This window comes from Paraglaciecola sp. L1A13 (assembly GCF_009796745.1).
Lineage (GTDB): Bacteria > Pseudomonadota > Gammaproteobacteria > Enterobacterales > Alteromonadaceae > Paraglaciecola.
In genome coordinates, this window is the sequence record NZ_CP047024.1 from 1,274,226 (window position 1) to 1,299,353 (window position 25,128).

Annotated in this window: 18 protein-coding genes; 4 read left to right on the forward strand and 14 right to left on the reverse strand. The window is 39.2% G+C overall.

The window, feature by feature from the left end:
- The first annotated feature begins 91 nt into the window (after positions 1 to 91).
- The 4 genes from GQR89_RS05250 (at position 92) to GQR89_RS05265 (ending at position 5,067) form a co-directional block, all read left to right on the forward strand.
- Positions 92 to 1,546 (forward strand): oligosaccharide flippase family protein, encoded by a 1,455-nt coding sequence (locus GQR89_RS05250; protein WP_158769085.1) that lies wholly within the window; start codon positions 92 to 94, stop codon positions 1,544 to 1,546.
- Between the two features lie 91 nt (positions 1,547 to 1,637).
- Positions 1,638 to 2,753 (forward strand): hypothetical protein, encoded by a 1,116-nt coding sequence (locus GQR89_RS05255; protein WP_158769086.1) that lies wholly within the window; start codon positions 1,638 to 1,640, stop codon positions 2,751 to 2,753.
- A 4-nt stretch (positions 2,754 to 2,757) separates the two neighbouring features.
- Positions 2,758 to 3,621 carry a glycosyltransferase family A protein gene (locus GQR89_RS05260; protein ID WP_158769087.1) on the forward strand — a complete coding sequence of 288 codons (864 nt, stop codon included), beginning with the start codon at positions 2,758 to 2,760 and terminating at the stop codon, positions 3,619 to 3,621.
- A 225-nt stretch (positions 3,622 to 3,846) separates the two neighbouring features.
- Complete coding sequence (locus tag GQR89_RS05265) at positions 3,847 to 5,067, forward strand: polysaccharide pyruvyl transferase family protein (protein WP_158769088.1); 1,221 nt, start codon at positions 3,847 to 3,849, stop codon at positions 5,065 to 5,067.
- 123 nt (positions 5,068 to 5,190) lie between these two features.
- Here GQR89_RS05265 and GQR89_RS05270 read toward each other — a convergent pair whose 3' ends face one another.
- The 14 genes from GQR89_RS05270 to prsT all read right to left on the reverse strand — a co-directional run bounded on the left by GQR89_RS05270 (position 5,191) and on the right by prsT (position 25,118).
- On the reverse strand, positions 5,191 to 6,000 hold the full coding sequence (locus tag GQR89_RS05270; protein WP_158769089.1) for a Stf0 family sulfotransferase: 810 nt from the start codon (positions 5,998 to 6,000) through the stop codon (positions 5,191 to 5,193).
- A 153-nt stretch (positions 6,001 to 6,153) separates the two neighbouring features.
- The gene (locus tag GQR89_RS05275; RefSeq protein WP_233269084.1) at positions 6,154 to 7,125 is read right to left on the reverse strand and encodes a glycosyltransferase; all 972 of its coding nucleotides are present in this window, start codon (positions 7,123 to 7,125) and stop codon (positions 6,154 to 6,156) included.
- A gap of 69 nt (positions 7,126 to 7,194) precedes the next feature.
- Positions 7,195 to 8,103, reverse strand: coding sequence for a polysaccharide pyruvyl transferase family protein (locus GQR89_RS05280; protein WP_158769090.1), 909 nt, complete (start codon positions 8,101 to 8,103; stop codon positions 7,195 to 7,197).
- Positions 8,104 to 8,334: 231 nt separating this feature from the next.
- The gene (locus GQR89_RS05285; protein ID WP_158769091.1) at positions 8,335 to 10,206 is read right to left on the reverse strand and encodes a DUF5672 family protein; all 1,872 of its coding nucleotides are present in this window, start codon (positions 10,204 to 10,206) and stop codon (positions 8,335 to 8,337) included.
- A gap of 47 nt (positions 10,207 to 10,253) precedes the next feature.
- Positions 10,254 to 11,375: a glycosyltransferase gene (locus GQR89_RS05290; protein WP_158769092.1), complete on the reverse strand. Its 1,122-nt coding sequence runs from the start codon at positions 11,373 to 11,375 to the stop codon at positions 10,254 to 10,256.
- On the reverse strand, positions 11,365 to 12,405 hold the full coding sequence (locus GQR89_RS05295) for an acyltransferase (RefSeq protein ID WP_233269085.1): 1,041 nt from the start codon (positions 12,403 to 12,405) through the stop codon (positions 11,365 to 11,367). Before GQR89_RS05295 ends, GQR89_RS05290 begins: the two co-directional genes overlap by 11 nt.
- Positions 12,405 to 14,306, reverse strand: a complete 1,902-nt coding sequence (gene asnB / locus GQR89_RS05300) for an asparagine synthase (glutamine-hydrolyzing) (protein WP_158769093.1) — start codon at positions 14,304 to 14,306, stop codon at positions 12,405 to 12,407. Before asnB ends, GQR89_RS05295 begins: the two co-directional genes overlap by 1 nt.
- A 62-nt stretch (positions 14,307 to 14,368) precedes the next feature.
- Positions 14,369 to 15,436 carry a GNAT family N-acetyltransferase gene (locus tag GQR89_RS05305; RefSeq protein WP_158769094.1) on the reverse strand — a complete coding sequence of 356 codons (1,068 nt, stop codon included), beginning with the start codon at positions 15,434 to 15,436 and terminating at the stop codon, positions 14,369 to 14,371.
- Between the two features lie 8 nt (positions 15,437 to 15,444).
- Positions 15,445 to 16,440 (reverse strand): polysaccharide deacetylase family protein, encoded by a 996-nt coding sequence (locus tag GQR89_RS05310; RefSeq protein ID WP_158769095.1) that lies wholly within the window; start codon positions 16,438 to 16,440, stop codon positions 15,445 to 15,447.
- Positions 16,440 to 17,555, reverse strand: coding sequence for a glycosyltransferase (locus tag GQR89_RS05315; protein WP_158769096.1), 1,116 nt, complete (start codon positions 17,553 to 17,555; stop codon positions 16,440 to 16,442). Before GQR89_RS05315 ends, GQR89_RS05310 begins: the two co-directional genes overlap by 1 nt.
- Before the next feature lie 12 nt (positions 17,556 to 17,567).
- Positions 17,568 to 18,524: a glycosyltransferase family 2 protein gene (locus GQR89_RS05320; protein WP_158769097.1), complete on the reverse strand. Its 957-nt coding sequence runs from the start codon at positions 18,522 to 18,524 to the stop codon at positions 17,568 to 17,570.
- 30 nt (positions 18,525 to 18,554) lie between these two features.
- Positions 18,555 to 21,179 (reverse strand): hypothetical protein, encoded by a 2,625-nt coding sequence (locus GQR89_RS05325; RefSeq protein WP_158769098.1) that lies wholly within the window; start codon positions 21,177 to 21,179, stop codon positions 18,555 to 18,557.
- A gap of 9 nt (positions 21,180 to 21,188) precedes the next feature.
- Positions 21,189 to 22,112, reverse strand: coding sequence for a GNAT family N-acetyltransferase (locus GQR89_RS05330; RefSeq protein ID WP_233269086.1), 924 nt, complete (start codon positions 22,110 to 22,112; stop codon positions 21,189 to 21,191).
- A 249-nt stretch (positions 22,113 to 22,361) separates the two neighbouring features.
- Positions 22,362 to 25,118, reverse strand: a complete 2,757-nt coding sequence (prsT, locus tag GQR89_RS05335) for an XrtA/PEP-CTERM system TPR-repeat protein PrsT (protein ID WP_158769100.1) — start codon at positions 25,116 to 25,118, stop codon at positions 22,362 to 22,364.
- Between the last annotated feature and the right edge of the window lie 10 nt (positions 25,119 to 25,128).

Sequence of the window (25,128 nt, forward strand, 5' to 3'; positions counted from 1 at the left end):
TAAAATTATAAATATATGATATGTGCTTATTTTCCTCTTACATATTGGCAAGTTGGGAATGAATCGTATCTAAAAAGGACTTGAAATTTAGATGTCACTTACCGCTAAAACAGTAAACAGCATTATTTATACTGGTTCAACTAAATTGGTACAGAGGGGGTTAGGTGTAATCAGTATGTTGATTCTTGCGCGGATTCTTACACCAGAAGATTTCGGTATAGTTTCAATATGTACTCTCGCAGTATTTTTATTTAATTCTTTAGGTGATGTAGGTGCCAAGCAATATATTATTAGAACACAAGATATTGATGATGATATATTAAATACTGCTTGGACACTCAATATATGTATTAAGCTAAGTTTATGGTTATTCTTTATTACGTTCTCCTCGAGTATCGCATCCTTTTTAGGTAAGCCAGAGATAGAAGACCCATTACGTTTCCTATCACTTATTTTAGCATTTGGGTGTCTCGGAAACCCCGGTGTTTGGATCATGTCTCGTAATCTAAACTATAAACCGTTATTTAAAATAGATGTAATTTCTAAAGTTTTATCATTTATAACAGTATTGGTCATAGTGTATTTTGAACGGACTTATTGGGCGATGCTGATAGGAGTTGTTTTATCTTACTTGTTACCTTGTATCTTTTCTCATTTTATTTGTAGCCATAGACCACGGTTTAGACTATTAAATATATATCACCAGATGAAGTTTTCCCAATGGGTAATTGCTAACAGTATTGTAGGGTATGCTAGGGGGGAAGGGGATTCTGTGTTAGTTGCGAAGTATTTTAATCTAGATATGATAGGAATTTATTCTATGTTTAAAAACCTTTCAAGCATGCCTCTGACGCAACTTATTTCCCCAGCAACCGACCCTCTGCTAGCTACCTTCTCGGCTGCTATAAGGGAGAAAGATTTTAAGGCCTATCAACTAAATATCGTATTGTTGCTGTTGCTATCGCTGGTAGCTCCTTTAACAACGATGATGGCGTACTTCAATCAAGAAATTGTTTTACTATTTTTGGGAGATAAGTGGGGCACACACGCTTATATTTTCTCTATTTTGGCTTTCATGATGGTACCTGGGGTTATTTTCAAAGTGCTTTCAGAGTATATACTTGCTGAAGGTGGCTATAAGCCAATTGTGTATTATCAATCCTGCATGACCGTACTAACGTTAGCGATTTTATATGCGATGATCGGTAGTGACCTTGCAGAGTTTGCTATAACTCGTGTCTTAATTGCGGTTTTCAGTTTATGTATCTTTATGTCATATTTTCAAATTCGGTATGGTTTCTTTAAAATATCGGATCTTGTTTTGTTTATTTTACCGTTTGTTGCTTCTTCTATTGGGATTTTTACCGTGGTTATATTGGATTCTGATTCGATACATTGGTTTGGACGACTTTTTTTCGGTTGCCTAATATTTTCTTTTATTTACTCTATATCGTTACTTGGGTTGATATATTTAAATAAACGTCGTTATGAGTGTGTTTTATTTTTGTCGTACATAGCTGGTATTAAAAATTTTTTTAGAGTTTAAATTGAAACTAAAATGAATTTTTTAACTGGTAGTTTCATTTTTTAAAAGAAATGTAGTTAAAGTCTTTGGTAAAGAATTATTAGGGTAGCAAATGGATACGAGGCACGAAATTCATCATAATTTTAAGGGGAGCTTAGCTATTGGTCCCTTAGTTGGACTACCTTCTAGTAATTGGGTTGGGGTCGATGTTGCCAATTATCTTTCAGATAGTGGTGTGAAAATTACGAAGTTTCAGAATTTTAGTACATCAATAAAAGCTGACTATATTATTATTGTGAAATTGATGCCAAGTATCGACTGGTTAATTGAAAAAAATAAGCAAGGAGTTAAAGTTCTCTATGCGCCAGTTGATATTTTTCACTCTGTATATATTTTTTGGCGTTACAGAGCACATTTGAAATTATTTTCTGGATTTCTTATTCACAATGATAAAGTCGGGGAATTAATTTCAAAGGCGTCAGACTCACCTCAATTCTTTGTTGAGCATTACCTAAAATATGAGTTAGACAAAAATGATAGTTCGATTAAAAAAAACGAATTATTATGGGTTGGCCATTTAGAGTACATTCCAAGTTTACTTAAATTTGTTAGAAATAGTAAGCCTGAGCTTAATATAAGGGCATTATCTGACTTGGAAAAACTTCCACATTATGAAAATTATTTAGAAAAAAGCTTGAATCAAATTGGCTGTAAATTTGCGGTTGAAAATAAGTCTGATGACGGTGTATATATTTCGGGAGTTTACATAGAGCAATGGTCAGAAAAGAAACAAGCAGAGTTGATGCAGACTTGTATTGCCGCTTTTGATACCAAAATGGATTCGTTCGCCCATAATTTAAAACCGCCAACAAAAGCACAAAAATTTGTTTACAACAAGATCCCTTTCGCTTGTTCTGAATATTCATTTTCGTTTAAATACTTTGAGCAAAGAGGTCTTAAGGTAGCTAACTTGGACGAAATAAATTATTTAATATCGGATGAGTATCGACAGAATGTCCGGGAGTTTTGTGATGCACAAAAATGGCGCGTTAATATTAGCAGCGTGGCATCTAGCTATCTACATGCTTGCAAAAATTCGACCGCACCAATACTCCACAGTAGGACCTATTTATATCTCATGAATTCTGTGAGTTTTATCGTTTATTTTTCATTAAGGGTAATTGATAAAATAAAAACAGTATTTAAGCTGAATAAACATAAAGGCTAAATTAATGATTGCATTTGTCATTGCATTTCGACACCCAGATTCTACAAAAGATTATAACCATGTTGTTCAGCTCCTTGAGGCAACTCTAAAATCACTACTCAATCAAACGAATAGCGAATTTAAAGTTTATATTGGCTGTAACGTGGAACCTAAACTAGATATTTACGACCCTAGAGTTAGATTTTGTACTATTGATTGTCCGTTACCAAAAAATCGAAAGGAAGTATTATTTGATAAGGGAGTGAAACGTGCATTTGCAATACAGACCGCTAATGCTGAAAACATCCCTGATTATTTCTTTCTTTTAGATGCCGACGATCTTGTTAGTAATGATTGTATCGAATATTTATATCAGCAAGAGCGAAATGATTCAATTGGCGGATATTGGTTAGAACGAGGGTATCTATTGGATATGTTCAATCGTAAAGCGCAAGAGAAGTATGGATTTAATCGGTATTGTGGTAGTAGCTTAATTCTCTCAGGGAAAGTGTTAACGAATGCGCTATTCTTTGGAGCATCAGAGAGTTTAAAAATGACAACTCATACAGAATTTCTAAATGCTTGCGATCCATATGTTCTTGAGCAAGTTCTAGGTGATCACATTGCTGTAAGACGCTTCATGGCGTCTTTAAACTACCCGTTACAAAAAATTGTACGACCGCTAACTTGTTGGAAGATAAATACAGGAGAAAATGAGTCTAAAACAAAAATTCCGTTTGGTAGCAGGAGAATGAGTATTGAGTTTTTAGAAAGATTTTCAATATCTACAAATACAGCAAGAAGTACATCAATTTTTGAAATATTGGCTGAAAGAATCCGATTTGTAAAATCATGGATTGCTAGCACCCAAGCTAATTTAAAATCTTGAACGCGTGCATTAACGAAAGGCGACGTTAGTTCATTAAAGAAAAATAATATCTATCAGACTTTAACGAACAGTTAGTTTTTATTCTATGGATAGTCTCGGATTTTCGGGGGGCTTGGTAATTTCTAACAGATTGATAGATAATCGCTGCACCTAGAATACTGAATTTTATAAAATATAACGACCTAGAAAAATGGTCTCCAGTCGAAATTGAGAAATATATAGATTATGACAAATATTGATAGAGTGAACGATGGTGTGCAAAAGAAAAAGATAATATTTTATGGTGCATACGATAGATATAACTATGGCGACAACTTAATGCCAATTATATTTCAGTTCTATATTGAAAAGTATCATCCACTTATTTTACAAGAATATGTGATAGAGTATTGTGCAATTGGAAATTCAGATCTGTCTCAATATAGCTGCTTTAAAACTAATAAGATTGCTAACCTTCTAGGTTCAACGCCTGAGGATTCCCTACTAATCGTAATTGGCGGCGAGGTGTTGTGCGCTACTAATCTCACGTTGTTAATGCATATGCAAAATACGCGGTTTTCACATGCAGTTGTCAAAGCTGGTAGGTACTTGCTTCGAAGACATTTGAATGTGTTTACTAATAAGACATACGGTACTCGTTGGGAATTCCCTTATATACCGCCAAAGAGCGTATTCAAGCATAAGATAAAGCTCGCTTTTAATACTGTAGGTGGCGGCATATCAGGTCTTTCAGTCAAGGACCAAACAGATGTGACAAACAGATTGAAATCAGCTGACTATATTTCTGTCAGAGATAAACGTACACAGCACAATTTAGAGAGTAAAATTGATGCGGTACTTTATCCTGATTCGGTATTTTTAATTTCTGAGTTAATAAGTTCGGATTTTTTAAACAAGGAAATTTCACCATCTATAAAAGACGTTAAAGATAAACCGTATTTTTGTTTTCAAGCATCGCCTCATAAAGTTGGATCGGAAGTTGGAGAGGTTGTGGATGCGTTAATTCAAATAGCAAAACTAAGAAATGAAAAAATTGTGCTTCTGCCAATAGGTTACGCCTCTGGCCATGACGATGTGTATTACTTAAGACAAATACAAAAGAGACTGGAGGGAGAAGGGCTGCTTTTACAAGATCTAAATGTATGGGAAATCATGTATACCATAAAAAATGCAAGCCTTTTTATTGGAACAAGCTTACACGGTATTATTACGGCAATGGCATTTAATGTCCCTCATTTTGGCTTAAACCCCAATATCTCTAAAGTAAATAGCTTTCTAAAGGATTGGAGCATTTTCCCGTTTAATCGCTCTATGGCATTGGAACAAATAGTCAGTGCATCAAGTGAAGATTTCTCTGCCTACACTCAAGCGCTTGAGAATAATAGCTTTAAGCTTGGAGAACTAGTAAAGGAGAACAACTCTAATATTGTTAAACTTTGCCGATGAGAAAAGTTGCATTGAAAGTGTCAGTGATTATAAATATTTATATTTAACTGACGCTTAAATTATTATGTATGATTTAATTTTTTGGGTTTTTAAAATAATATTTTACATTATCCATAGCAAATCTTATTGATACCGTTCGTCGCCTTTCAGTAATTTTTTTATCCAAGCTTTTAACGACAGTAGTCGATCAGCTGTCAATAACGGGTCGGCGGAGTGGTCTTCCAGAAACTGACTTAACCACAAATTGTTTAGCTCACTACTTTGCTGTTGAGTCACAGGCTTTGATGGCATTTTTTCAGGCGTTACTCCAACGTCCATAAAAGACGCAACTTGAGATACGGCTCCTGGAATATCAGATTTAATCGTATCAAAATTCATTTCTAAAAAATTAGATCCACTTGCGGCTAAGGTGTATCGCCAAGAAGCTTGTTCAATAATGGTATTTTTAAGAAAATTCTTGATGGCGAGATAGTCGTATTTAGGATTAGTAAATTTCGCTTTCTGACCGCTGATCCAAACACCAGTTTGGGCGGCGATTGATAATGAAACAGCTTGTTTCAAGACATCTTTACGTGACAATAATACGTAATAAGCATCTGGGAATAATGCTTTCAAACCTTTGAACCCACCGTACATTTTTAAATGCGAATAATGTATTTTAATGCTGAATACACCATTTTCCGATGTTCGACGAGTTTGTAACTCGTTCAATACATCTTGAAGCGTCTCTTTTTTAAGAAGGCGTTGCCATTCTTTAAAATTAGCAGGGTTGGTATATTCGAGAGGAAAGCCAAAGCAGCCTGTGGTGTGCAAAGCGTGCCCAAGCATATGACTTCCACTGCGGGCAGTTGATGCGATAATAAGCACTTTTGAGGGCTGACCTACATTGTGGAGGTCGTGATCACTGGAAAACTGATTCTGATAAAATTGCACTAAATATTCCTGCTTTCACCATAGATTATTATTTAAGGGAAACCCCGATTTTCAACTTGCTAACCTACACTGATGAACAGGAATTAGCTCGAAAATTTGGAGGGTTTCAGGTAAATATTTTCCGTGTGAAATTTATCAGGCGAATTGCGTGATTTAATCTGCTGTTAGTTCGTCTTTATTGGAAAAACGCACATAATTAACCATACACGACAATAAACGTTTGCTAGCTTGAATGTTTGCGGGTTTAAGCAACCAAGCTTGATAAGCGCATTTCATTGCAAAGCTGAAATCATTGGCCTCTTCGGCTATATAAGAGCAAATGGTATAGGACTTAGTTTTAGCTCGAATCTTCAGTTTTATATAAACCTTATTATTTGGCAGTGTTTTAAATATATTATTTATCAACTCAATGTGTAAGGGCAATACATAACGAGCCTTTCGCGATGTAGAGCCGCTGTAAACACGATATTCTAATAGGGCTTTATCACAGTAAGCGAGAGGGTTTTCTTGCGCTATTTCTACCCAAAGTTTCCAATCCTCTAAGCAGTGCAGACTTTCGTCAAATCGGCCAAATTTATCCAACAACGTTTTATGAATTAAAACTGACGACGTGGTAATAAAATTTTCAACGATAAGTTCTTCAAAGACATCGTGCGTTGGTATGTGGCTGTAGTCTGACCGCTTCACGATACCTGTTTGGTTTTCACCTATATAAACGGAATCGCAATGGGACCATTTGCAGTTGCCTAATGAGGAGAACTGCTCATTCAATTTTGTGGGGCTCCAAACATCATCGGAATCTATAAACGCGATCCACGATCCATTTGATGCTTCAATGCCAGTATTCCTAGCGTGTGATACGCCCTTATTTTCGGTCTTGATCGTTTGCAGCCTATCAGCATAGGTTGCCAAAATGGCTGACGTATCGTCTATTGAACCATCATCTACAACGATTATCTCAATATTGCTGTAGGTTTGGTTAAACACGCTCTCCAAAGTGGACTCAATATAGCGCTGAGCGTTATATGCGGGAATGATCACACTGATTAACGGTTCGTTTTGTTCTGGTATATTCATGTCTTTTAAGGAATTGCTTATGTCATTCTGTATAACAGGTAATTGCATTAGTGATCTCAAAGTCGTAGTTCGATGATAACTAGAACAGTATTTATTTAGTCATACATTTAAATCAAATTAGCCAATGCTAACTGCGAATTTATCTTCAATACTCTTGATGAGCTGTGCTGTTTTTTCTTTACGTAATTCTTTATCAGAAACTTGGAACGGCATATTTGTGGCGTTGAAATTAATTTTATCAGCAACCATCTTCAAATGAGCAGCATTGCTTTGTCTTGGTTTAACAGGAGTCCAGTCTGCTGACGCAAGTCCTGTAAATTTTAATGTGCGTTTCACGTTATTTATTAGGATGCGTTTTATTGATTCACCTTGGTCACCTTTCCAGGTAGGTTCAATTATATTGAAAGCGATCTCCATATTTAACGAGCCAGCCCAATCATTCCATTTGAAATCGTTGATATAATCGTAAGCTTTGGTAGGTTGCCAAGGCACTCCATAAGCGTCTGCCATAATCGCGCCATGCATGGCCTCTGTTACGACTTTCTCACAGCTTAACAATTCATTAATGAACTTTTCGACCGGCCACCTTGGATCAATTAACTTAAATTCTCCAATCTTGGCGGTCTCTTCCCAAAGTCCATTAATTACACTATCTACATGGGGGACATAGCCAAATTTATATTTTATGACCCTTGGACATTTAAGAAAGTGAGGGAGTAAATATGCACCATCCAAGAGGGAAATATCTTCTGTGACAGACATACTTTGCTTACTCAAAGGGCCCCTAAGACCAACGTAATCCCATTCACCTTGGGATAAATTTGGCATATCGCCATAACCTACACCGGAGGTCAGAACGGTATATTTTTTTGCTGGAGGGATTTTGTGATTTAACAGTGTTCCAATCCCAATAATAAGATGTTCTTCGTTGTCATCTAATTTATCGCCCAGAATTCGTGGCCACAGCCACTTATTCAGATCATCTCCAACATTCCCTTCAGGTGCTTCAAAATAGAAAAGCTTCATTAATTCTTTCGCTCTTAATTGTAGAGAATAATTATTTATCGCAACGGGTACTCAAAATGGCACCGTATCCAATTAGATGACTATTATATAACGAATTTTTCATCTGTGACGTTAAATAAATGCAAGGTCAGTAAGTGAGGATGAGGCTCGCAATAAACATATTTTATTGTAATCCTACGGATAGGGTAACCAATAACTATGAATGAATTACATTGGCTAAACGAATGAATGTTATGTTGTACTGTCATCGTCAATGAGTACCGAGGCTTCATTGAAATACCGTAAAAACTTATTTTTGTCAGCTTTATTCAAACATGAAATTTTATGGCATCCATAGCTATTAAATAAATATCGGTATTGTGTACTAAACCGCGCGCAAGTTTGCCCTCTGGCGATTTTTCCACCCATTAAATCAATATGAAAGGCAAAGTAGCCATCTTCTCCACCGGGCCAAAAAATCGGATCAAATCGCTCTAAGCAATTAACACTTTGCTGCCAGTCTCTTATACTTAAACCACCGTTACCGCCATCAACTGTAATCCCAATAGGCCGCAACCTAGGCCACCATGAGCCAATATAATCATATTGTACAAATTCACTAAGTGGGACGTTTGATGATGGGCAAAGTAATGAGTCAGTTTGAAATACGAATATTTTTTGACGAGCATGCATTAACGTCCAGAAAGTGTGACTTAGGAAAATCGCATTGTAGGTTTTCCCATTTACCTCATCAGTATTAAGTGGGGTCAGTATAACCTTCTTATTCTCAACGAGCTGCCTAATTTCACCGGACAGAATAAAATTTAAATTGAGGTTTCCATGGAATAATTGGACTCTGTAACCGGTTCGCTTAACGAAATCTACAACTACTTTTTCCAATAATGGATGGCATCTAGTTTCTAAAATCACCCCTAAACAGTCGTCCTGGCTTTGCTTATCTGGCTGCCCACAGTCTATAAATAAATCGTTGATATTCGTAAAATCTGGACGATCATCGGTTGTGAACATTGATAGATAGGTTTTGCTTAAATACTGAGTATTTAGCGTCTCCAATTTATCTCCGTTTTTATCGAAATTAACGCGTATCTTTTGTGCGGTTGAGGGAGTATAAGCTCGTTGCTCAATGAATTTAAGTATACGCTTGATAAGACTGAATCGAAGAGACGGTTTGCTACCTCTCACATCACCCAAACGCAGTAAGCAAGACTCAAACCAACCAATCGATGCTTTGCGTTTAGCTGCTTTTTCTTGGTTTAAAGCGCTGCCAACGTTCTTTTCCAGCACGGCTCGCTCTATTTTTATATTGCAGTAGTTTTCGATGTTAGTAAGGGTTTCTTTGTTTGAGACAATGTCATCATAATCAACAATTAAGCCGCCTGTTAATTTTTGCGCCTGACTAAACTCCTTGACCAAGCGCGCTCTGTGTTTCGCAAAGGCAAAAGGTGTAAAGACGGTACTATGTGGCCATTTTGCATACCAGTTCATATGCTGGCTAAAGTTTTTATAAGAAAAGTACGCATCTTTAAGATCGCGTTTCAAGTACAGGAATTTCGCGTTTGGGAAAAGGGCTTTTAAAAATACAGCTTCTTTCAAACCATAACGAACTTCTTTGATTCCCCATCGTTTATTCACTTCGTTTTCAACGTTAGCTGAAAAAAGAGTGCGAACGAAAATTCTATGGGCTGCTAATATCCGGCTTTCACTTGGGTAAAAATTGGCTATCCATTTATCCGTATTTTGTTTGAACTCATCGTTATCGGCGATGTATTTTCGTGGAGGCCAGTTATCATTAAAAGGCTCGATTGTCGATGCCAATGACTGAATTATGTTACTTCTATCATGAGGCTCTCCCCAAAGTAGCAATGATTCAGATGAGGACAACAAACGTTGCAGCAGTGTTGAACCTGAACGCCAGCCAGCTGAAAAAATAAAAACAGGTTCATCATTTGGAACGTTCTCTTCAGCTTTGGCGTAGTGCAAAAACTGGCGCATCCTTGATGCATAATCTTTAGCATCAACAATCTGCTTGATCCGTGATCTATGAGCGACAAATGAGCCAAATAAATAGGCGCAGTATTGCTTCACATTTTTAGTTAAGTTCATTTATTTATTACTTGCATTCGACATATCTTCGTTAGATAACTCAAAGATTAATTCACGTGATTTGAACATAATTGCCAGTACAATGCTTGATATGCTTGAGTCATATTATTAATGCTAAATGTTTGCTCGAACCGGGCTTTGGCAGCAACACCGAACGCTGTCTGCTGAGCATGATCTTTCGCCAATGTTATCATAGCCTGTGCATAGGCGTGTTCATCGTTGTTTGGTGTAACCAGCCCTGTTTGGTTGTGTAGGACTATTTCCGGATTTCCGCCAGCATCCGTTACAATACAAGGCTTACTTAACGACATGGCTTCGAGTAACGTCATAGAAGTGCCCTCACTGAGCGATGGTAACAAGTAGATATCCATTAATCCTAAGTGGTTGTGAGGTTTTGGCTCATATCCTGTCATTATCACATTCTCTGATAACCCTAATTCGTCGATAAGTGCATCAACATTGGCTCGTTCATCGCCATCGCCGACGATTAACAACTTTGCATTCGTTCCTGCATCAATAACACGTTTAAACGCACGCAACATCATACTGTGATTTTTAATGGGGTCGAGTCGCGCTATAGTGCCAAATAGAATGCAGTCTTGGGGTAAATTAAAGGTTTCATGCAATTTAGCGACACTTTCAGTATTGGCCGCAACGCCGATAATGCCATTATAAATAACGTCGATATCGTCGTGAGGTAAAAATTCGAATTCAACCAAAGCATCACGTGTGGCTGCTGAAATCGCAGTGGTTGCGGCGGTAAATTTATGCAATACGGGATTAATTAATTTGCGTTTCCAGGTGGTAGAGTCAGGATAAAAACGCCCATGTTCGGTAAAAATTACTTTAGTGGATGTGAATAATGCCCCCAACACTCCATATACATATGGTGTGTACTGATGGCAGTGAATAATATCAATCTTGTGTTCAAGGATATGTTTACGAATTTGACCGATTAAACTGATATCAAATCCTGGTTTGCGCGAAAGCGCACTAATGTGGATGTTTTGTGCAATTAAGTCCTCTGCGAAAGGCCCTAATGGCGACTCGATACACAATACCGACATAGTGAAACGGTTTTTATCGGCACCTAATATCAGGTTTTTAATGACTTGTTCGGTGCCACCGATACGCATGTCAAAGGTGAGGTGTAGAATATTAATCGTCATTTTTTTCTCTTTTTGCAGAGAATGCAAAGTTGTTGCGCATATTAATAAAGGGCATTTCGACGACTCTAAACAACACTTCTGCAATGCATAAAGTGATTAATAAGGCTGACGCAAAGTGCACTAAAAAACCTTGCTCTGAAAAATAACGCCGACATATTGCTAGCGCCTCAGGGTGGAGTAAATATATTGAGTATGAACGCGTCGATATATGCATTATAAGTTGATAACCGAAAGGTTTAGTCAGCACTGGAGTATTGACAGCAAAAAAGACTAAGCAGCCAAAAGTCAGTGCCAATATCAGAAAACTAGGATCTTGATACCCCAGATACGGTGGGTACCATCGAAAATAAAAAAAGCATAAAAAGGCAGTTAGTCCTGTTAGCCCAATAGGTATCTTGAATTTAGTCATCTTCGCCCATTCCTGAGAATAATGATGTGCACTGTGCGCTAAAAACACGCCCATAAGACAACAATCCCATCGAACATGTGTTTCTACTAACGAATCGAACCAGCCTAAACTTCTAAACAAAGAGGGAGTAATAAGTAAAGTCAGTAGCCCAATAGATTGAATAGATGCTTTAAACTTAAATAAAACAACTAGAAGAGGAGCGATAACTAAATAAAACTGTTCTTCTACACTTAACGACCAACTTATATAGAAATAGGTTAACGGATAATCGTAATTTTGTATAAATGCAAAATAGGGAAGGGGGCTTTTGAATGAATCCTTCGTTAACACTAATTGCGCAACCGTGGCCAAAAGCACAACGTAATAGGCTGGTAATGTTCGCATCCAACGTCTAATCCAAAAACGCTTAACATCTACATTATTGAACTTTGATTTTTCCGCAAATAATTGAGAACCAATCAACCAGCCAGATAATAAGAAAAAGAGATCAACACCTGTGCCACCGAACTGTAACCCGGAAATACTCTGAGGTGCTCCGAAGCTCAGCACGCTGTGCGCTGTAAAAACCATCATGATGGCTAATGCTCTTAACACATCGAGATAGTAGATCCTATTGTGCACTATTTTTTGGCTCCATCGCCTAACTGTATATAACGGAACCACCACATTTGGAACATTAGCATGCTCCACAATACCGTACTATGATCAGCCTTTTCGTCTTGGTGTTGTTGCCATAGCTGCTTGACCACAGCCATATCAAAGTATTGCTGGATCCCTTGCGCTTTAGTGAACAAGTAATCTTCAGTTAAGTCTTTAATTTCACTGCGTAGCCAAGCGGCTAGCGGCACAGAGAACCCCATTTTTTTACGATATAAAATATCGTCAGGTAATACTGGCTTAAAGGCTTCTTTTAGAATGAACTTCTTTTCACCCTTGTTATATTTTAGATCTGAAGGAAGGGTCGCCGAAAATTCGATAATGTCTTTATCTAACAATGGAGCCCTTACTTCTAACGAGTGAGCCATACTCATGCGATCAACTTTTACTAAAATACCGCCTGGTAAATAGGTTTTCATATCGGTATACAAAATTTTTGACAAATGGTCGGGGCCGTCAGCCTTGTTGTAATTTTCCAAAGTGACTTGGCTAGGATGATAAGTACCCAGTTTATTTTTAGTGTTAGCGGTTGCCAGTTTTTGCCATAAACGGTCATCGATCATCGAATTGGTGATATAAAAACCCATGGCAGGCTCTAGGCTTAGACTCGTTAGTAATGACTTTGCTTTTCTAAAGAGTGGGTGCTCACTTTTAGCGAAGAGATTAGCCAGCTTAGGAAATACATTTTTGCGCAGGGCTCTAGGAAAGCGCTGACGTAACTTATTCTCTAAAGCGTCGGTGGTATACTTTTCATAACCAGCGAAGACCTCATCGCCGCCGTCGCCAGCAATAGCCACTGTGACTTGTGAGCGAGCCAATTGTGAAACAAAATAAGTAGGAACCAAAGATGGATCGGCAAAGGGCTCATCAAAGTAAGCGACAATTTCTTCTAGGTTATCTTTTACGTTTTGATGAACCGTAAACTCATGGTGCTCAGTGTGGTATTTATCAGCAACTATTTGAGCAAATTCGGTCTCATTGAAACGTTCTTCATCAAAGCCGATAGAGCAAGTCTTAACTGGGGTATCGCTGTTTAGCGCCATCATGGCGACTACGCCGCTTGAGTCTATGCCTCCACTTAAAAAAGCGCCTAAGGGCACATCACTGACCATGCGCGAACAGGTTTTTTCGGTCGCTAACGCATATAATTCGCTAGTGAGTTCAGCAGGGGATTTATCACTCACATTTTTAAATGAGACATCCCAATATTGCTCAATTTGAATGCCGTCCTGTGACACCCACATAAAATGGGCAGGAGGCAGTTTATGTATATCAGTAAATATAGTTTTTGGATCGGGTACATATTGATAAGCAAAGAAGTCATGTACTGCATCTAGGCGAACTTCTCGCGATACATTGGGCAACGTTAGCAGGGCTTTTATTTCCGATGCGAAGGCAAACTGAGTCTCGGTTTTAAGATAATAAAGTGGCTTTTTGCCTATGCGGTCTCGAGCAATCAATAAGCGCTTACTCGTAGTATCCCATAACGCAAATGCAAACATACCATTTATCATTGTGAGCATTTTCTCGCCATGTGTTGCATAAAGCGCAAGGATGACCTCGGTATCGGTATGGGTACGAAATGGATAGCCATCTCGACTCAGCTGGTCTCGTAACGTTTGAAAGTTATAAATTTCACCGTTAAAAGCAATGATGTATTTTTCATCAAAAGAATACATCGGCTGAGTACCCGCTTCTGAAAGGTCAATGATCGCTAATCTGCGATGGGCCAAGCCGACATGTGCATCTAAGTATTCACGACCTGCATCAGGACCGCGATGATAAATACTGTCACCCATTTTCTTCAGGGTTTGTTGATTACCCATATTTCCACTAAATTGCGTAAACCCCGCGATACCACACATAGTTATTCTGACCTTGTTGTTAATGTCGTCTTTTATTCAGCAAACTGCTGGTTTAAATGTTTTTACAGGCTTATATGTTTTCGGATCTTGGGACCAACTGAGGTGGTTACGCCCAGCGGAAGTTTGGCCCAAATGGATTCTACCAAGGGTCTCAGTCGTCCTTTCGGGGCACTTTCTCGCTCATCATTGTCCTGTACTGTAAAATTTTGACTCGTTTGAGAAGCTGCATTATACCAGTTTAATAATTGCGGCACTGCCCCCCACTGGGCTTTAAAGCGATATGTGCCTTCACCAAAAGTTGATCGTCCAAAGTCGAAGGAACGCATATTGTTATCACACGCTTCTTTTAGCAATGACCAATACAGCAGCATATTTGGTGCAAGCTTATTGTATTCAGCGACAGTGGAAGCCCATGGAATAGCTGTATTTTGATTATTTGATAGGGTAATCCCTGCACCAATAGGTATATCCTCACTGTAAACCACAGATAAAACGCAGTTGCCTTGATAATTCGTTAAAAGGTGTTTAAACCATTCTTTACTGTGTACAGGGGAACCCAATTTTCGCATATTTATGGCAAAAATATGGTAAAAATCATCGAGTCCTTGACCGTTCTTGAATATTTCATATCGCAGTCCATTTTTTTCGGACTTTCTGATTTGACTGCGTAACTTTGATTTGAATCCACTTAATAATTCTTCACTGGTTTCAGGCAACGCTAACAACATACGTACTTTTTGGCCCTCCATCTGTGAATCTTCCGTAGGCCCGTCAACCAAGTCTCTGAACTCGAATTTTTGGCCGTTTGCTGCCGAAAGTTGCTGATTGATGAATTGGGTTAACAGTCCGACAATCGCGCTATCGTCTCCCAGAGCGTAACCCACATCACAGTAAGGTAAGGCACAAAATGCAGGACGCAGCAAAGGGCGCTGCATCTGGATACAAGGCAATACACCAACAATTTGATTGTCTTGAAGGGCTATCGCGGCCATATTTTTATGCTGATAGGCTTGTTCAACGCTTTTTAACCACCCAAAACGGTGGTAAGGCGTTGCCCTGGAGTGGTTGTCAACGTAATTGTTCCAAAGTGGCTCATCTTTAATGGTTGCTAGGCGAACTTGAACCGTCATGTATTCTCTTACTCTTTGGTTAGCTGCAACTTTGCGGCAGCTTCAGATATGGTACAAAAATCCAACGTATATTTTTCGCTCAGTGTGTTGATAACTTCAGCAACGGATTGGCTAATAAACTCATAGGCATTTTGATTGCCTAGTAGGCTGTTGTTGTTATCTAGCAGTCCTGAACTGTGCATGTACATGTGCAGTACTGGGTAACCTTTGTTTATGACCGTTTCACATAACGACAGCATATCTTTAGGCATTGATAATTCGGGACATAAATATTGTTTTCGTAATAATTGAGTATGCCAAGCAATGCCATTAAAACGCGTCCAACTGTATGGCGGGCTAGCAAACTTGGTATGAATATCATTCCATAAAGAAAAATTTGAGCGGTTAAAACCGACGGTAACCGGCAACTCATAAATTTCCTTTTGCTGAGATTCTTTTAATGGATCATTTAAATCTGGCCAGTACGGTAAGGAAGGAGCGCTATGACAACTGAAATAATCATTGTTGTAAAACGGATATATACTGGAATCAACGTTTATACCTGCGTTTACGAGCAGGTTTATCACCTTAGAATCAATTCCCCAGCGCCCGGTACGGAATGATTTGGCTTGCACGTCAAACTGTTGGTGAATAAGTTGCATTAAAGCGTCTAGTTTTTGCGATACCTGTTCTACAGGAAGATTAATTACATGTGAGCTTTCATCTGTTGCTGGGCTAAAATAAGGCGGATTACACCAAGGGTGTAAATGCGCGCCTACTTCGCAATCTTTTTGTGCAGTAATAGTACGCATTTCAGCCGCTGCATCAGGGCTGTTGGCAACTGCGTAATCAACAAAATAAGTCGGCCGCACGCCGAGACTAGCTAAATGCTGATGAAAACTGGGCAGCAAATTAACGTTATTAACGTCTACATTTTGTTGTGGAAATGCTCCCGACCAATCCCATTCTTCTTCCGTATCAATGGATAATATGAATATAACTGGCGCTGATTTGCCTTGTTGCATTAACTGTCCTTTGTCATTTCTTCAAACAAGTCGCTGTACTCTGCCGCCATGCGCTGAGCTGAGTAATTATCGTATACGAATTGTTTGGCATTTTCAGCAATTTCACGTGCATATGATGGTTCGAACAGGAGTTTCTCCCAGTATCCTAGTAACGTCTCTTTATCCCCTAATGTCGCCAATAAACCCGTTTCCTCATGATTGATTAACTGATCAATACCTGGGATATTATATGCTGCCACTGGAATGCTTGCTGCTGTGGCCTCCATTAAACAGCGTGGAATGCCTTCAAGCGTCGATGTCATCACGAATAAATCAAAAGACTTCAGTAGGTTTAATCTGTCATCTCTAAAACCTAAAAACTCAATGGCGTCTTTGCACTCAAGCGTATTACTGTATATCTCGAGCGCTTGGCGAGAATCACCGTCCCCGAGTAATATAAGTGCGGTATTTGGGTGTTTTTTATGTAATTCACTAAATATATCCAATATATCGCGGATATTCTTACGGCTGATCATTTGACCAACAAAACCGATACGCTTGCACTCAGGATCTGCGCGCAGCGGAACGGGCTCAGCTTCAACTTCTGAAAGGTCGACACCATTTTGAATATACAAGGTGTTTTCTGGTTTCACTCCCATTTTTAAAACATCGCGCATAAGCTGTTGTGATAAAGGAACAACTTTGTGGGCGAAGCGCATTGATTGACACCCTAACCAAATAAATGTTCTGAGTTTGAAGTCTTTCGCATTTTCAAAACCGTGAGGCGTAACGATACATTTAATTTTCGCACGCTTTGCTGCAAGTACACCGATAATGTCTGATTTATAGCCATGCGTATGTATTATATCGATTTTTTTTTCGTGGATTAATTTGACCAGTCTACCAACGGCTCCTAAATCAAATTTATTTTTCATATCAATGGTATAGGTATTTAAGTTTAGTTTTTTATATTCACTCACCAGCTCAAGGGCCTTTTGTCCAGGCTCCATGGTTACGGCTAAATCACACGTTACACTATTTGGGTCTAAATGTTTTGCTAAGGCCAGTACCCAACGCTCCGCACCGTAAAAGCCAGTAGGGCAAATAAATTGAAGTACTTTAAGTTTACGGGTCATGGCGATAGAGCCTTAGGAGTTATTAACACGAATTGATTTGAAAAGACCGGCAAAGGTACCGATCGCTCGAGCAGGAAAATATACAATATAAAACAAAAATATTTGGAAAAAAGATACCGGCAAATTATTAATATTTTGTAATCTTACACTGTATACCACTACAGGAAATAGCCCAATCAACAAACTACAGATGGCAAGGCCACGTAGACCAAAAATTAACAGTAATACACTCACTATGATAAATAAAAATATCGCTGGCGGCACAACAAAACTTGGCCATTCTCGAAGAGGAATGTGTCTCCCTTCAATTGATTGTAAGTTTGACTGACCACGCCATATCTCCTTGTCAAACAACCCTTTAAGCGTTTTGTCTTCGCCAAGGTGAATATAGGTTGCACTGGAAGTATAGAATAACGCACCAAGTTGTGCGGCTTTATCAGTAAAGTAATAATCCTCGCACGTCACTAAGTGCTCCGGAAATCCGCCAATTTTCGCGAATGAATCACGTGTTAGAAATAGATTACGACCGGGTAAAAATACCACATTTACATCGAGTTCTGCATTACTTAAGCTAGTTCGGATCTTTTCTAGCGGCGGGGCATCCGATTTACATATCTGCATGGCACTGACGATAATGCGCTTTGCGTCTTGGGCTAAGGTCCTCTGCATTTCCTCTATCCAGTTTTCAGACAGATATATATCCGCATCAAGGAATGCTAAGTACCTGCCAGATGATTGCGTAACGCCATAATTTCTAAGCGCGGAAATCGTCTCACTTTCTCGACGTAAGAAAGGTTTAATCTGCAACTTTGCCTCGTCTGACAGCGCTTGCTTTAACACGTCAGGCGTTTGACTTACGACAATCACTTCAACTTGAGTCAAGTCAAAGGACTGTTTTGCAATAGATTCAATGGTTTGAATTAGCATTTCAAACCGACCCTTATGCGGGATAATAAATGAAATTTGCATCTAGTATCGTGATCCTGAAAATGTCATTACTTATCTTAGCCTTTTCTTAAGCCAGTTTACTTCATCGGCCAGTGAAATCTTTAACAAGCGCGTGCTGAAAGCCTTCAGTAACCGCGTGGTTAATGAACCTTTTTCATAGCTGGGTGCGGACCAATTGCTTTCAGCTCGCATAAACGTATGAGTGAGATCAGCGTGTTTGAAATAATTCGTTGGGCCATCATTTTGCATCAGTAAGACCATGATCCGCGTGAAGGTTTTTGTCTCGCTTAAGGCTAAGCGAGAGGCGACTTGATTTTCGAAATATAACGCTTTAGTCAAATACTGCTTTTGTGCTTTATTTGAGTAGAAGTATGCTGCGGCCAATACATGGGCTTTGCGCAAATCTTGAGCTGTCCAGGTATCGTTGGGGTATTCAAGAATGTCTGGTTTGTCTAAATACATATACTCGTTAACTTGCATCCATTGCGCATAGTTGAGCAAACAATCTCGCGCGTAATAAAAAGCACTGTTGTAATCGTGGGCTGCGCGTTTGATATCAAGGTAGCGAACAACAGATTGCAGAAATACGGTATAAAACCAAGTTTCTTCGACATTTTCTAAGTTACGCGTTGAAACGTCTTCATTGGGATGAACGGTGTGATAAATGATATGTTCAACGTTGAGCAAAATTGCAGCATCGCTTGTGATTATATAGCTATCTAACAATGCATTGAGATAGTTGGCTGTTCCTCTATCAAGAGGGTATTGACCGCTAAAATGGTTTTTCAATCCGAGTACGTTACGATTTTTAAGCGCAAGGAGTAGTTCAAGACACGTATTGCCGCCTTCATATACGTACGTGATCCATTTCGTGAGAGTCAACACTGCCTGTTTCGCTTCTTCATCCCCAGTAAGCAGATGATAAAGTGCCAATCCTGTTGTGTAACAATGCTGTCCCCCTGGGCCGCCACCACCAGCATGATCCTGATAAGCACCTTTACCCTGATGTTTCGAGTAAGAACGGTGACTAGACGTATATGCCTGTAAATAGTGGTCAGTATGCCAAAACATTCCGCCGTTATATTCTGACTTATCATCAAGGGTGTGATAAATATCTATGTCTTTTACGTGTTTGGCTAAATCATCGGCTAAGGTAAACCAACGGCGATCACCACTTAATATGAATTGCCGTAAAAAGCCGTAAATGGGATCATATTGATTATTGTAATGTGATACAAAAATAGCGTCGCCATCGTGCTCGGCGGTTTCATGGTCAGCATACAGATCACCGAAATTTCGCCAGCCATATTCATCTAATTGTTCACGTTTTTCGAAAAAATTGTTGCTAGATAAAAGTCCATTATTTATCAGCTGTTGTAGCTCAGAATCACTTCGCGCGTATTCTGTGTATAAGGGCATATCGCTATTTGCGTATTGCGCAATATTTGTCGTAGCCCTCGGGGCGTTTTCAGTCCAATCAAGCGCGTTTTTATCCTCACTGGCCGAAACCCATAGCGTATGAGTGCTTTTTTCACCCCCTTGAAGCTCATAGTTACTACCTGTTTGTTCTGGGAGAAAGCCTAAAGACACACGCTTTTGAGTAATACCCATTGCGCTAGGGAATTTCTGCCAAAAGTCCCCCATGGATAAGCAGAATTTCGCTGCCAAGTGAATGTGTGGAGATGCGCGCGAGCCTATTTCAAGTAGCTTATCTTGCTGAATAACTTGGTAGCCTTTGATATCAAACGGCACTTTTTGTTGATGATCAACATGCACAGGACTCTGCCAATTATCTCCGCCGCTTGAATGCTGTGTAATTATAAGTGGTAAGACCGTTGCGGTTTGCCATTCTTGATCACGTGTTAAACGATAGTCGACAGGACAAACTACATTGTAATCAAAATTTACACTCAGCTCAGAAAAATTGAATGAATTGGGGTCCCCTAAATCCCAACTACCTCCGCTGTGCACCGCACTCTTTGGGTTGTGTAATGTCACATCTAATTTAACCGCGCTTTGACCCGCAATGAGGGTAAAAACGTTTTTAACGTGAATGTGTGATGGGGAATTTGGATCCGTATCTACGTAGTCAATTTCTACGTTAACCTGTAAAGCGAATATGGCATCATGACGTAAATCAGGGGTTTCTTGAACACTGACTTTACAAGATGATATCGTACAACTGAGCTTGGATGCGTCTTTGAATATCAGCTGCCCTTTAAGTGAGCTCAGCTCAGATTTGTGTTGTATTTTAGAGGCTAGCGAAAACTGACCATCAGCGTGATCCAGTTTCAATATATAGTCTGAATTCTGTATTTCGGTCAGTGTATCATTCTGTTTATAGACCAAAATATTTGAAATCACCAGAGACTTAGCGGCACGTCTTTGACTGATAACAAATTTGAATTGCTCTTTCTGTAATTGTTGAGAAAAAGGGGACTTGGGTGCAAAAAACGTTAGGTGAATCCACTTAATACTTTTATCTGGCCATGTAGCAAGAGGACGTGCGCCGCAACTAATAGGATCTGAATCGCATAATAGTTGGCAATACTGTAAATCATAAAGCGCACCTTGTGGTAACGGTAAGCTAGTAGAAAAGTAGCCAGCAAAAGCGTCATTTTCTGAAAAGTGCAATTCTAACGGGATGCTGTGAGTGCCGTGATCGTCAATATTCATTGGGTTATTCTAATGTCTAAATGATTTTTGTAGGGCATGTTTAATCTGCCGAAGAGCTTCTCTTGCCCGCATTAAAAACGTGGGTTGATAGAAACACATCAATTTTTGTCTGGTGGTGGGCATATTAGACAGTGATTCTTTGTATCGGGCTTCGCCGGCCAAAAAACTATATTTATTAACATTCTGGGCTATTGCTTCTTTAATAATGAACGTGTGCGCAAGTAAACCAATTTTTATTCGATTGTCCGTATGATTTTTCATCGCGGATAAATAAAAATACCAAGCATTATTATCTTTCAATATATAAATATATGCCAATGCTTCATTATTTACTTTAAGACAATATAGATTCGTAACATTGCTCATCTCAGGTGCAAATATCAGATCTTGATGGAAGCGTTCAAAAATAGGGTTGTTAAACCCACTGCCATATTCTGTGTCTTGCCATTTTTCTTTGTGCAGCGCTGCAATCTCGTCCAAATAAGTACGTTTCAGTATGTCACTACTCGCCAAGGCAAGGGATAAATTTCCGCCCTGAGAGAGTATTTTTTCCGTACGCCTTATTTGCGCCCGAGTATTCTTTGATAAATCGCTTAAATAATCATCTATATGCGTTTTACCGCTTAAGTCCACTTCGAAGTCAGGCGATGTAATATCCATCCGAGAATAGGGTAAATGATGCTTGAATTCGTCGAGCTTTTCATCCGTAGACAGGCCAATGTACAATTCCTGCCACAGGTACTGATTGTCAATTAGATAATCGAGCATGGCTATACGGACGCTTTGCACATTACTGCTGTGGAGCAAAAAGTCATTGTGTTCAATCCACATTTGATCCAACGCTTGCTCTCCACTTCTGTGAAGCCACAATTGTTTAATTTTTATTCCCAGAAAAGACCGTTCATTGCGCTGGGTAAATATCGCTAACCCCACACATGTATCGCCTTCATATGCAATTAACACTGTGGGAGCTGAGGGAAGGGTATTTATCCAGGCGTGGATCCACGACCAGCTTAGAAACACACAACCTTCAGATTGCTTGTGGAGCGTTTTCCACAACGTTTCGTGCCGCTCGATATCTTCAAGAGGATAATGTTCAATATTAAAAATAAAATTTACTCGTTGTCAGCACAGTATTTAAGGCCTTGCTTTAAATAGTGCAAGGCCCGTATTAGCGGTATATTAAATACTAGCATTCAAGCGTGACAGTGTTTGTTTTTCCCTGTCGTTAGCTGGTTTTAATCGGTTTGATAACGTCTTCGCTTTGTCTTTACTGCCAGTACTTATTAGCACTTCGATTAAATGAAGTGTGACTTCATTATTTTGCGGCAAAGCTTCATGGGCTTTTTTAATATAAGTTAATGCATCACCATATTTTTTGTCGTGAAATAAAGCCCAGCCTAATGTATCCATCGCATAAGGAGACTCAGGATATATCTGAATCGCTTTCTCAGCGAGTTCTAAAGCTTGAGTTATGTTCCCTTGTCCAATCGCAAGAGTGGAATAGTTATTGAGCGTAACGAAATCGTTGGGATTAAGATCCAGTAAGCCTTTGTAATATACTGCTGCTGAATCAAGTTCACCGTTTTGAGCATAATATTCAGCTATGTAGTGAATGTTCTTGAACTTGACTCGACTCTTGGCTGTTTGCTCCACAAGATACTTTCCGCCTAAGGGAACTTTACCTAATTGGGCAAGAGCTTTTGCTAGTGGTATGGCTGTGTCCCAAGAAGGGTCTTTTGAATAATAGTTGCTAAGCAGTTTGCTTGCTTTCTCGTATTCCTTATCATGTAAAGCGATCTCTCCTTCAAATAGCTCGAACATGGGGGAGCTATTACCTTGGGCTTTCATTTTATCGATTTTTTGCTTGGCTTTGCGAATATCACCCGCTCGAATCAGTGCTCGTATATTGAGCACGGTCAGGCGCGGATCTTGCGGAATCGCTGTTTCAGCATTGCTAGCAACCTCAGCCGCTTCTGCTTGAAGTCCATACTGATTAAGCAAATTAATCAACTTATTCCAACTAAGGGTATTTCTTGGAAAGGAGCTAACCAACGTTTGAAAGGTTGCTTTTGCATTTTTAAAATCATCCATCTCGATATACGTTTGACCAAGTTCAGATAAAACAAAAAAGTCATTCTTGGCTTCGATATCTTTTAATATGTCCAACGCTTTTCGATACTCACCTTGGTAGTTGTAAATCGTTGCTAACCCTACTTTAAGTTCTTGGCCACCGTTTTTATCGTCAGCTGCTTGATTATCCAATAATGACTTCAATAAAGATTCAACAGACGTCAGGTCATCTTGTTGTATGGCTAGATTAATGAGGGTGAGAACCAGTTGAAATTTGCCTTCGGCATTGTTTGACGATTTTAATAACGTTTCAGCTAAAGTACGCGCTTCGTCAAAGCGCTTTTCACGGGCATTCATTAACATCAAAAAACGCATTGCAGGGTAGTTATCAGGCGCTAATTCAAGTGCTTGGTCTAGCTTTATACGTGCATTATTATCATCATTTAGTTGTTGCAGTAAATAGGATTCAAGCACTAAGCCGTCTACTTGATTTACTTGCTGCCAGCGCAGGGCAACAGCTAACGCTTTTTTAGGTTCTTTTGCTTGCATATGTGCCTGAGCAAGTAAGTTCCAGGCGTCATTTAATGTTTCGTCTAATGCAATCGCTGACTCTAAACTCTCTATCCCGGATTGGTCACCAGAAGATAATTTGACCAAGCCTTCGCGCAATAGTGTTACTGCGTTGTCAGGAGCACCTTCCTTTGCTTGGCCAAATAGGTTTTTGGATTCTTCGAGATCTCCCTCTCGAAATTTAATCATCGCTGCACTTTCCAGCAACGCCGATTTCTGCGCATCTTGACCTGAAAGACCTCCGAGTAGCTCAGCTAAATTACTCGTTTCACCCAATCTAATCTTAACATCGGCTAATAAGCGATTAGCCATATGGTCGCTGGGGATATTTCTGGAGGCTTTTGATAAATACTTATAGGCACTTTCAGTGCGTTCAATTTTGTATGCGCTAATGCCTGCAAGCAAGTTGCTTTGGGTGGTATCTATGCCATTTTGTATTGCGAATTCAGCAGCATCGAATGCTTTTTTGTATTCCTCGTCGTTAATATTTACTTGAGACATCAACAAATTGGCGTAGGCACTGTTAGCATTTACTTTTAAAAGGCCATTAATAAGCGTTTTAGCCTTTTCCAGATTGCCGGCCTTGATCAATATTTCTGCCAGCTGAAATTGAATAACATAGTATTCAGGTGACGAGTTTACGACTTGTTCTAAAGCGCTAATAGCTGATTCGTACTCCTTTAATTGCGCTTTGATTAAGCCTGTAACGATCAATTTCTCGATTTTGTTGCGCGTTAAATCCTGAAAACTAGACAAAAGTTCATTGGCTTGAGGGAAATTACCTTGAGAAAAATCATAATAGACTTGTGCTAATGTCTTATCGTCACCGATTAATGTTGAAAAATCAGTGTTAATAGCTTCATTGTTTGATGCATTTTTCAAAATAGCTAGAAAAGTGAATAAATCTACCGTGCTTTGTATTTCGGCATCATCACTAGTGAAATCTTGTGTTAATCGAATAAGGCGGTCGAAGTCATTTTGATAATAAATTGCTTTGACTAGAACGGGATAAATAAAATCAGTGGTTTCGCCTAATTCTAATGCTTTGCGAAGCTCTTTTTCAGATTCATCGAAGAAACCGGCCTCAAGGTAATAGAGGCCTAAGTTTGCCCGAGCATCTTTATTTTGTGGGGCTAACGCAATCGCATTTTTTAAGTCGAGAATAGCAGCTGAAGTATCATTGTTTTGGTACTGGGCCTTGGCCGCAGCGATATATTCTTCAGCCGACTTACTATCGCATCCAGTCAGTGCTAGCGCTGATAAAACGATAAAAGATGAAAGTGATTTGATGCGCATACTAACTCCG

Bases quoted from the DNA above. Each gene is read 5' to 3' on its own strand.
- GQR89_RS05250 (WP_158769085.1), top strand. From the start codon at position 92: ATGTCACTTACCGCTAAAACAGTAAACAGCATTATTTATACTGGTTCA.
- GQR89_RS05255 (WP_158769086.1), top strand. From the start codon at position 1,638: ATGGATACGAGGCACGAAATTCATCATAATTTTAAGGGGAGCTTAGCT.
- GQR89_RS05260 (WP_158769087.1), top strand. From the start codon at position 2,758: ATGATTGCATTTGTCATTGCATTTCGACACCCAGATTCTACAAAAGAT.
- GQR89_RS05265 (WP_158769088.1), top strand. From the start codon at position 3,847: ATGACAAATATTGATAGAGTGAACGATGGTGTGCAAAAGAAAAAGATA.
- GQR89_RS05275 (WP_233269084.1), bottom strand. From the start codon at position 7,125: ATGCAATTACCTGTTATACAGAATGACATAAGCAATTCCTTAAAAGAC.
- GQR89_RS05280 (WP_158769090.1), bottom strand. From the start codon at position 8,103: ATGAAGCTTTTCTATTTTGAAGCACCTGAAGGGAATGTTGGAGATGAT.
- GQR89_RS05285 (WP_158769091.1), bottom strand. From the start codon at position 10,206: ATGAACTTAACTAAAAATGTGAAGCAATACTGCGCCTATTTATTTGGC.
- GQR89_RS05290 (WP_158769092.1), bottom strand. From the start codon at position 11,375: ATGACGATTAATATTCTACACCTCACCTTTGACATGCGTATCGGTGGC.
- asnB (WP_158769093.1), bottom strand. From the start codon at position 14,306: ATGTGTGGTATCGCGGGGTTTACGCAATTTAGTGGAAATATGGGTAAT.
- GQR89_RS05305 (WP_158769094.1), bottom strand. From the start codon at position 15,436: ATGACGGTTCAAGTTCGCCTAGCAACCATTAAAGATGAGCCACTTTGG.
- GQR89_RS05310 (WP_158769095.1), bottom strand. From the start codon at position 16,440: ATGCAACAAGGCAAATCAGCGCCAGTTATATTCATATTATCCATTGAT.
- GQR89_RS05315 (WP_158769096.1), bottom strand. From the start codon at position 17,555: ATGACCCGTAAACTTAAAGTACTTCAATTTATTTGCCCTACTGGCTTT.
- GQR89_RS05320 (WP_158769097.1), bottom strand. From the start codon at position 18,524: ATGCAAATTTCATTTATTATCCCGCATAAGGGTCGGTTTGAAATGCTA.
- GQR89_RS05325 (WP_158769098.1), bottom strand. From the start codon at position 21,179: ATGAATATTGACGATCACGGCACTCACAGCATCCCGTTAGAATTGCAC.
- prsT (WP_158769100.1), bottom strand. From the start codon at position 25,118: ATGCGCATCAAATCACTTTCATCTTTTATCGTTTTATCAGCGCTAGCA.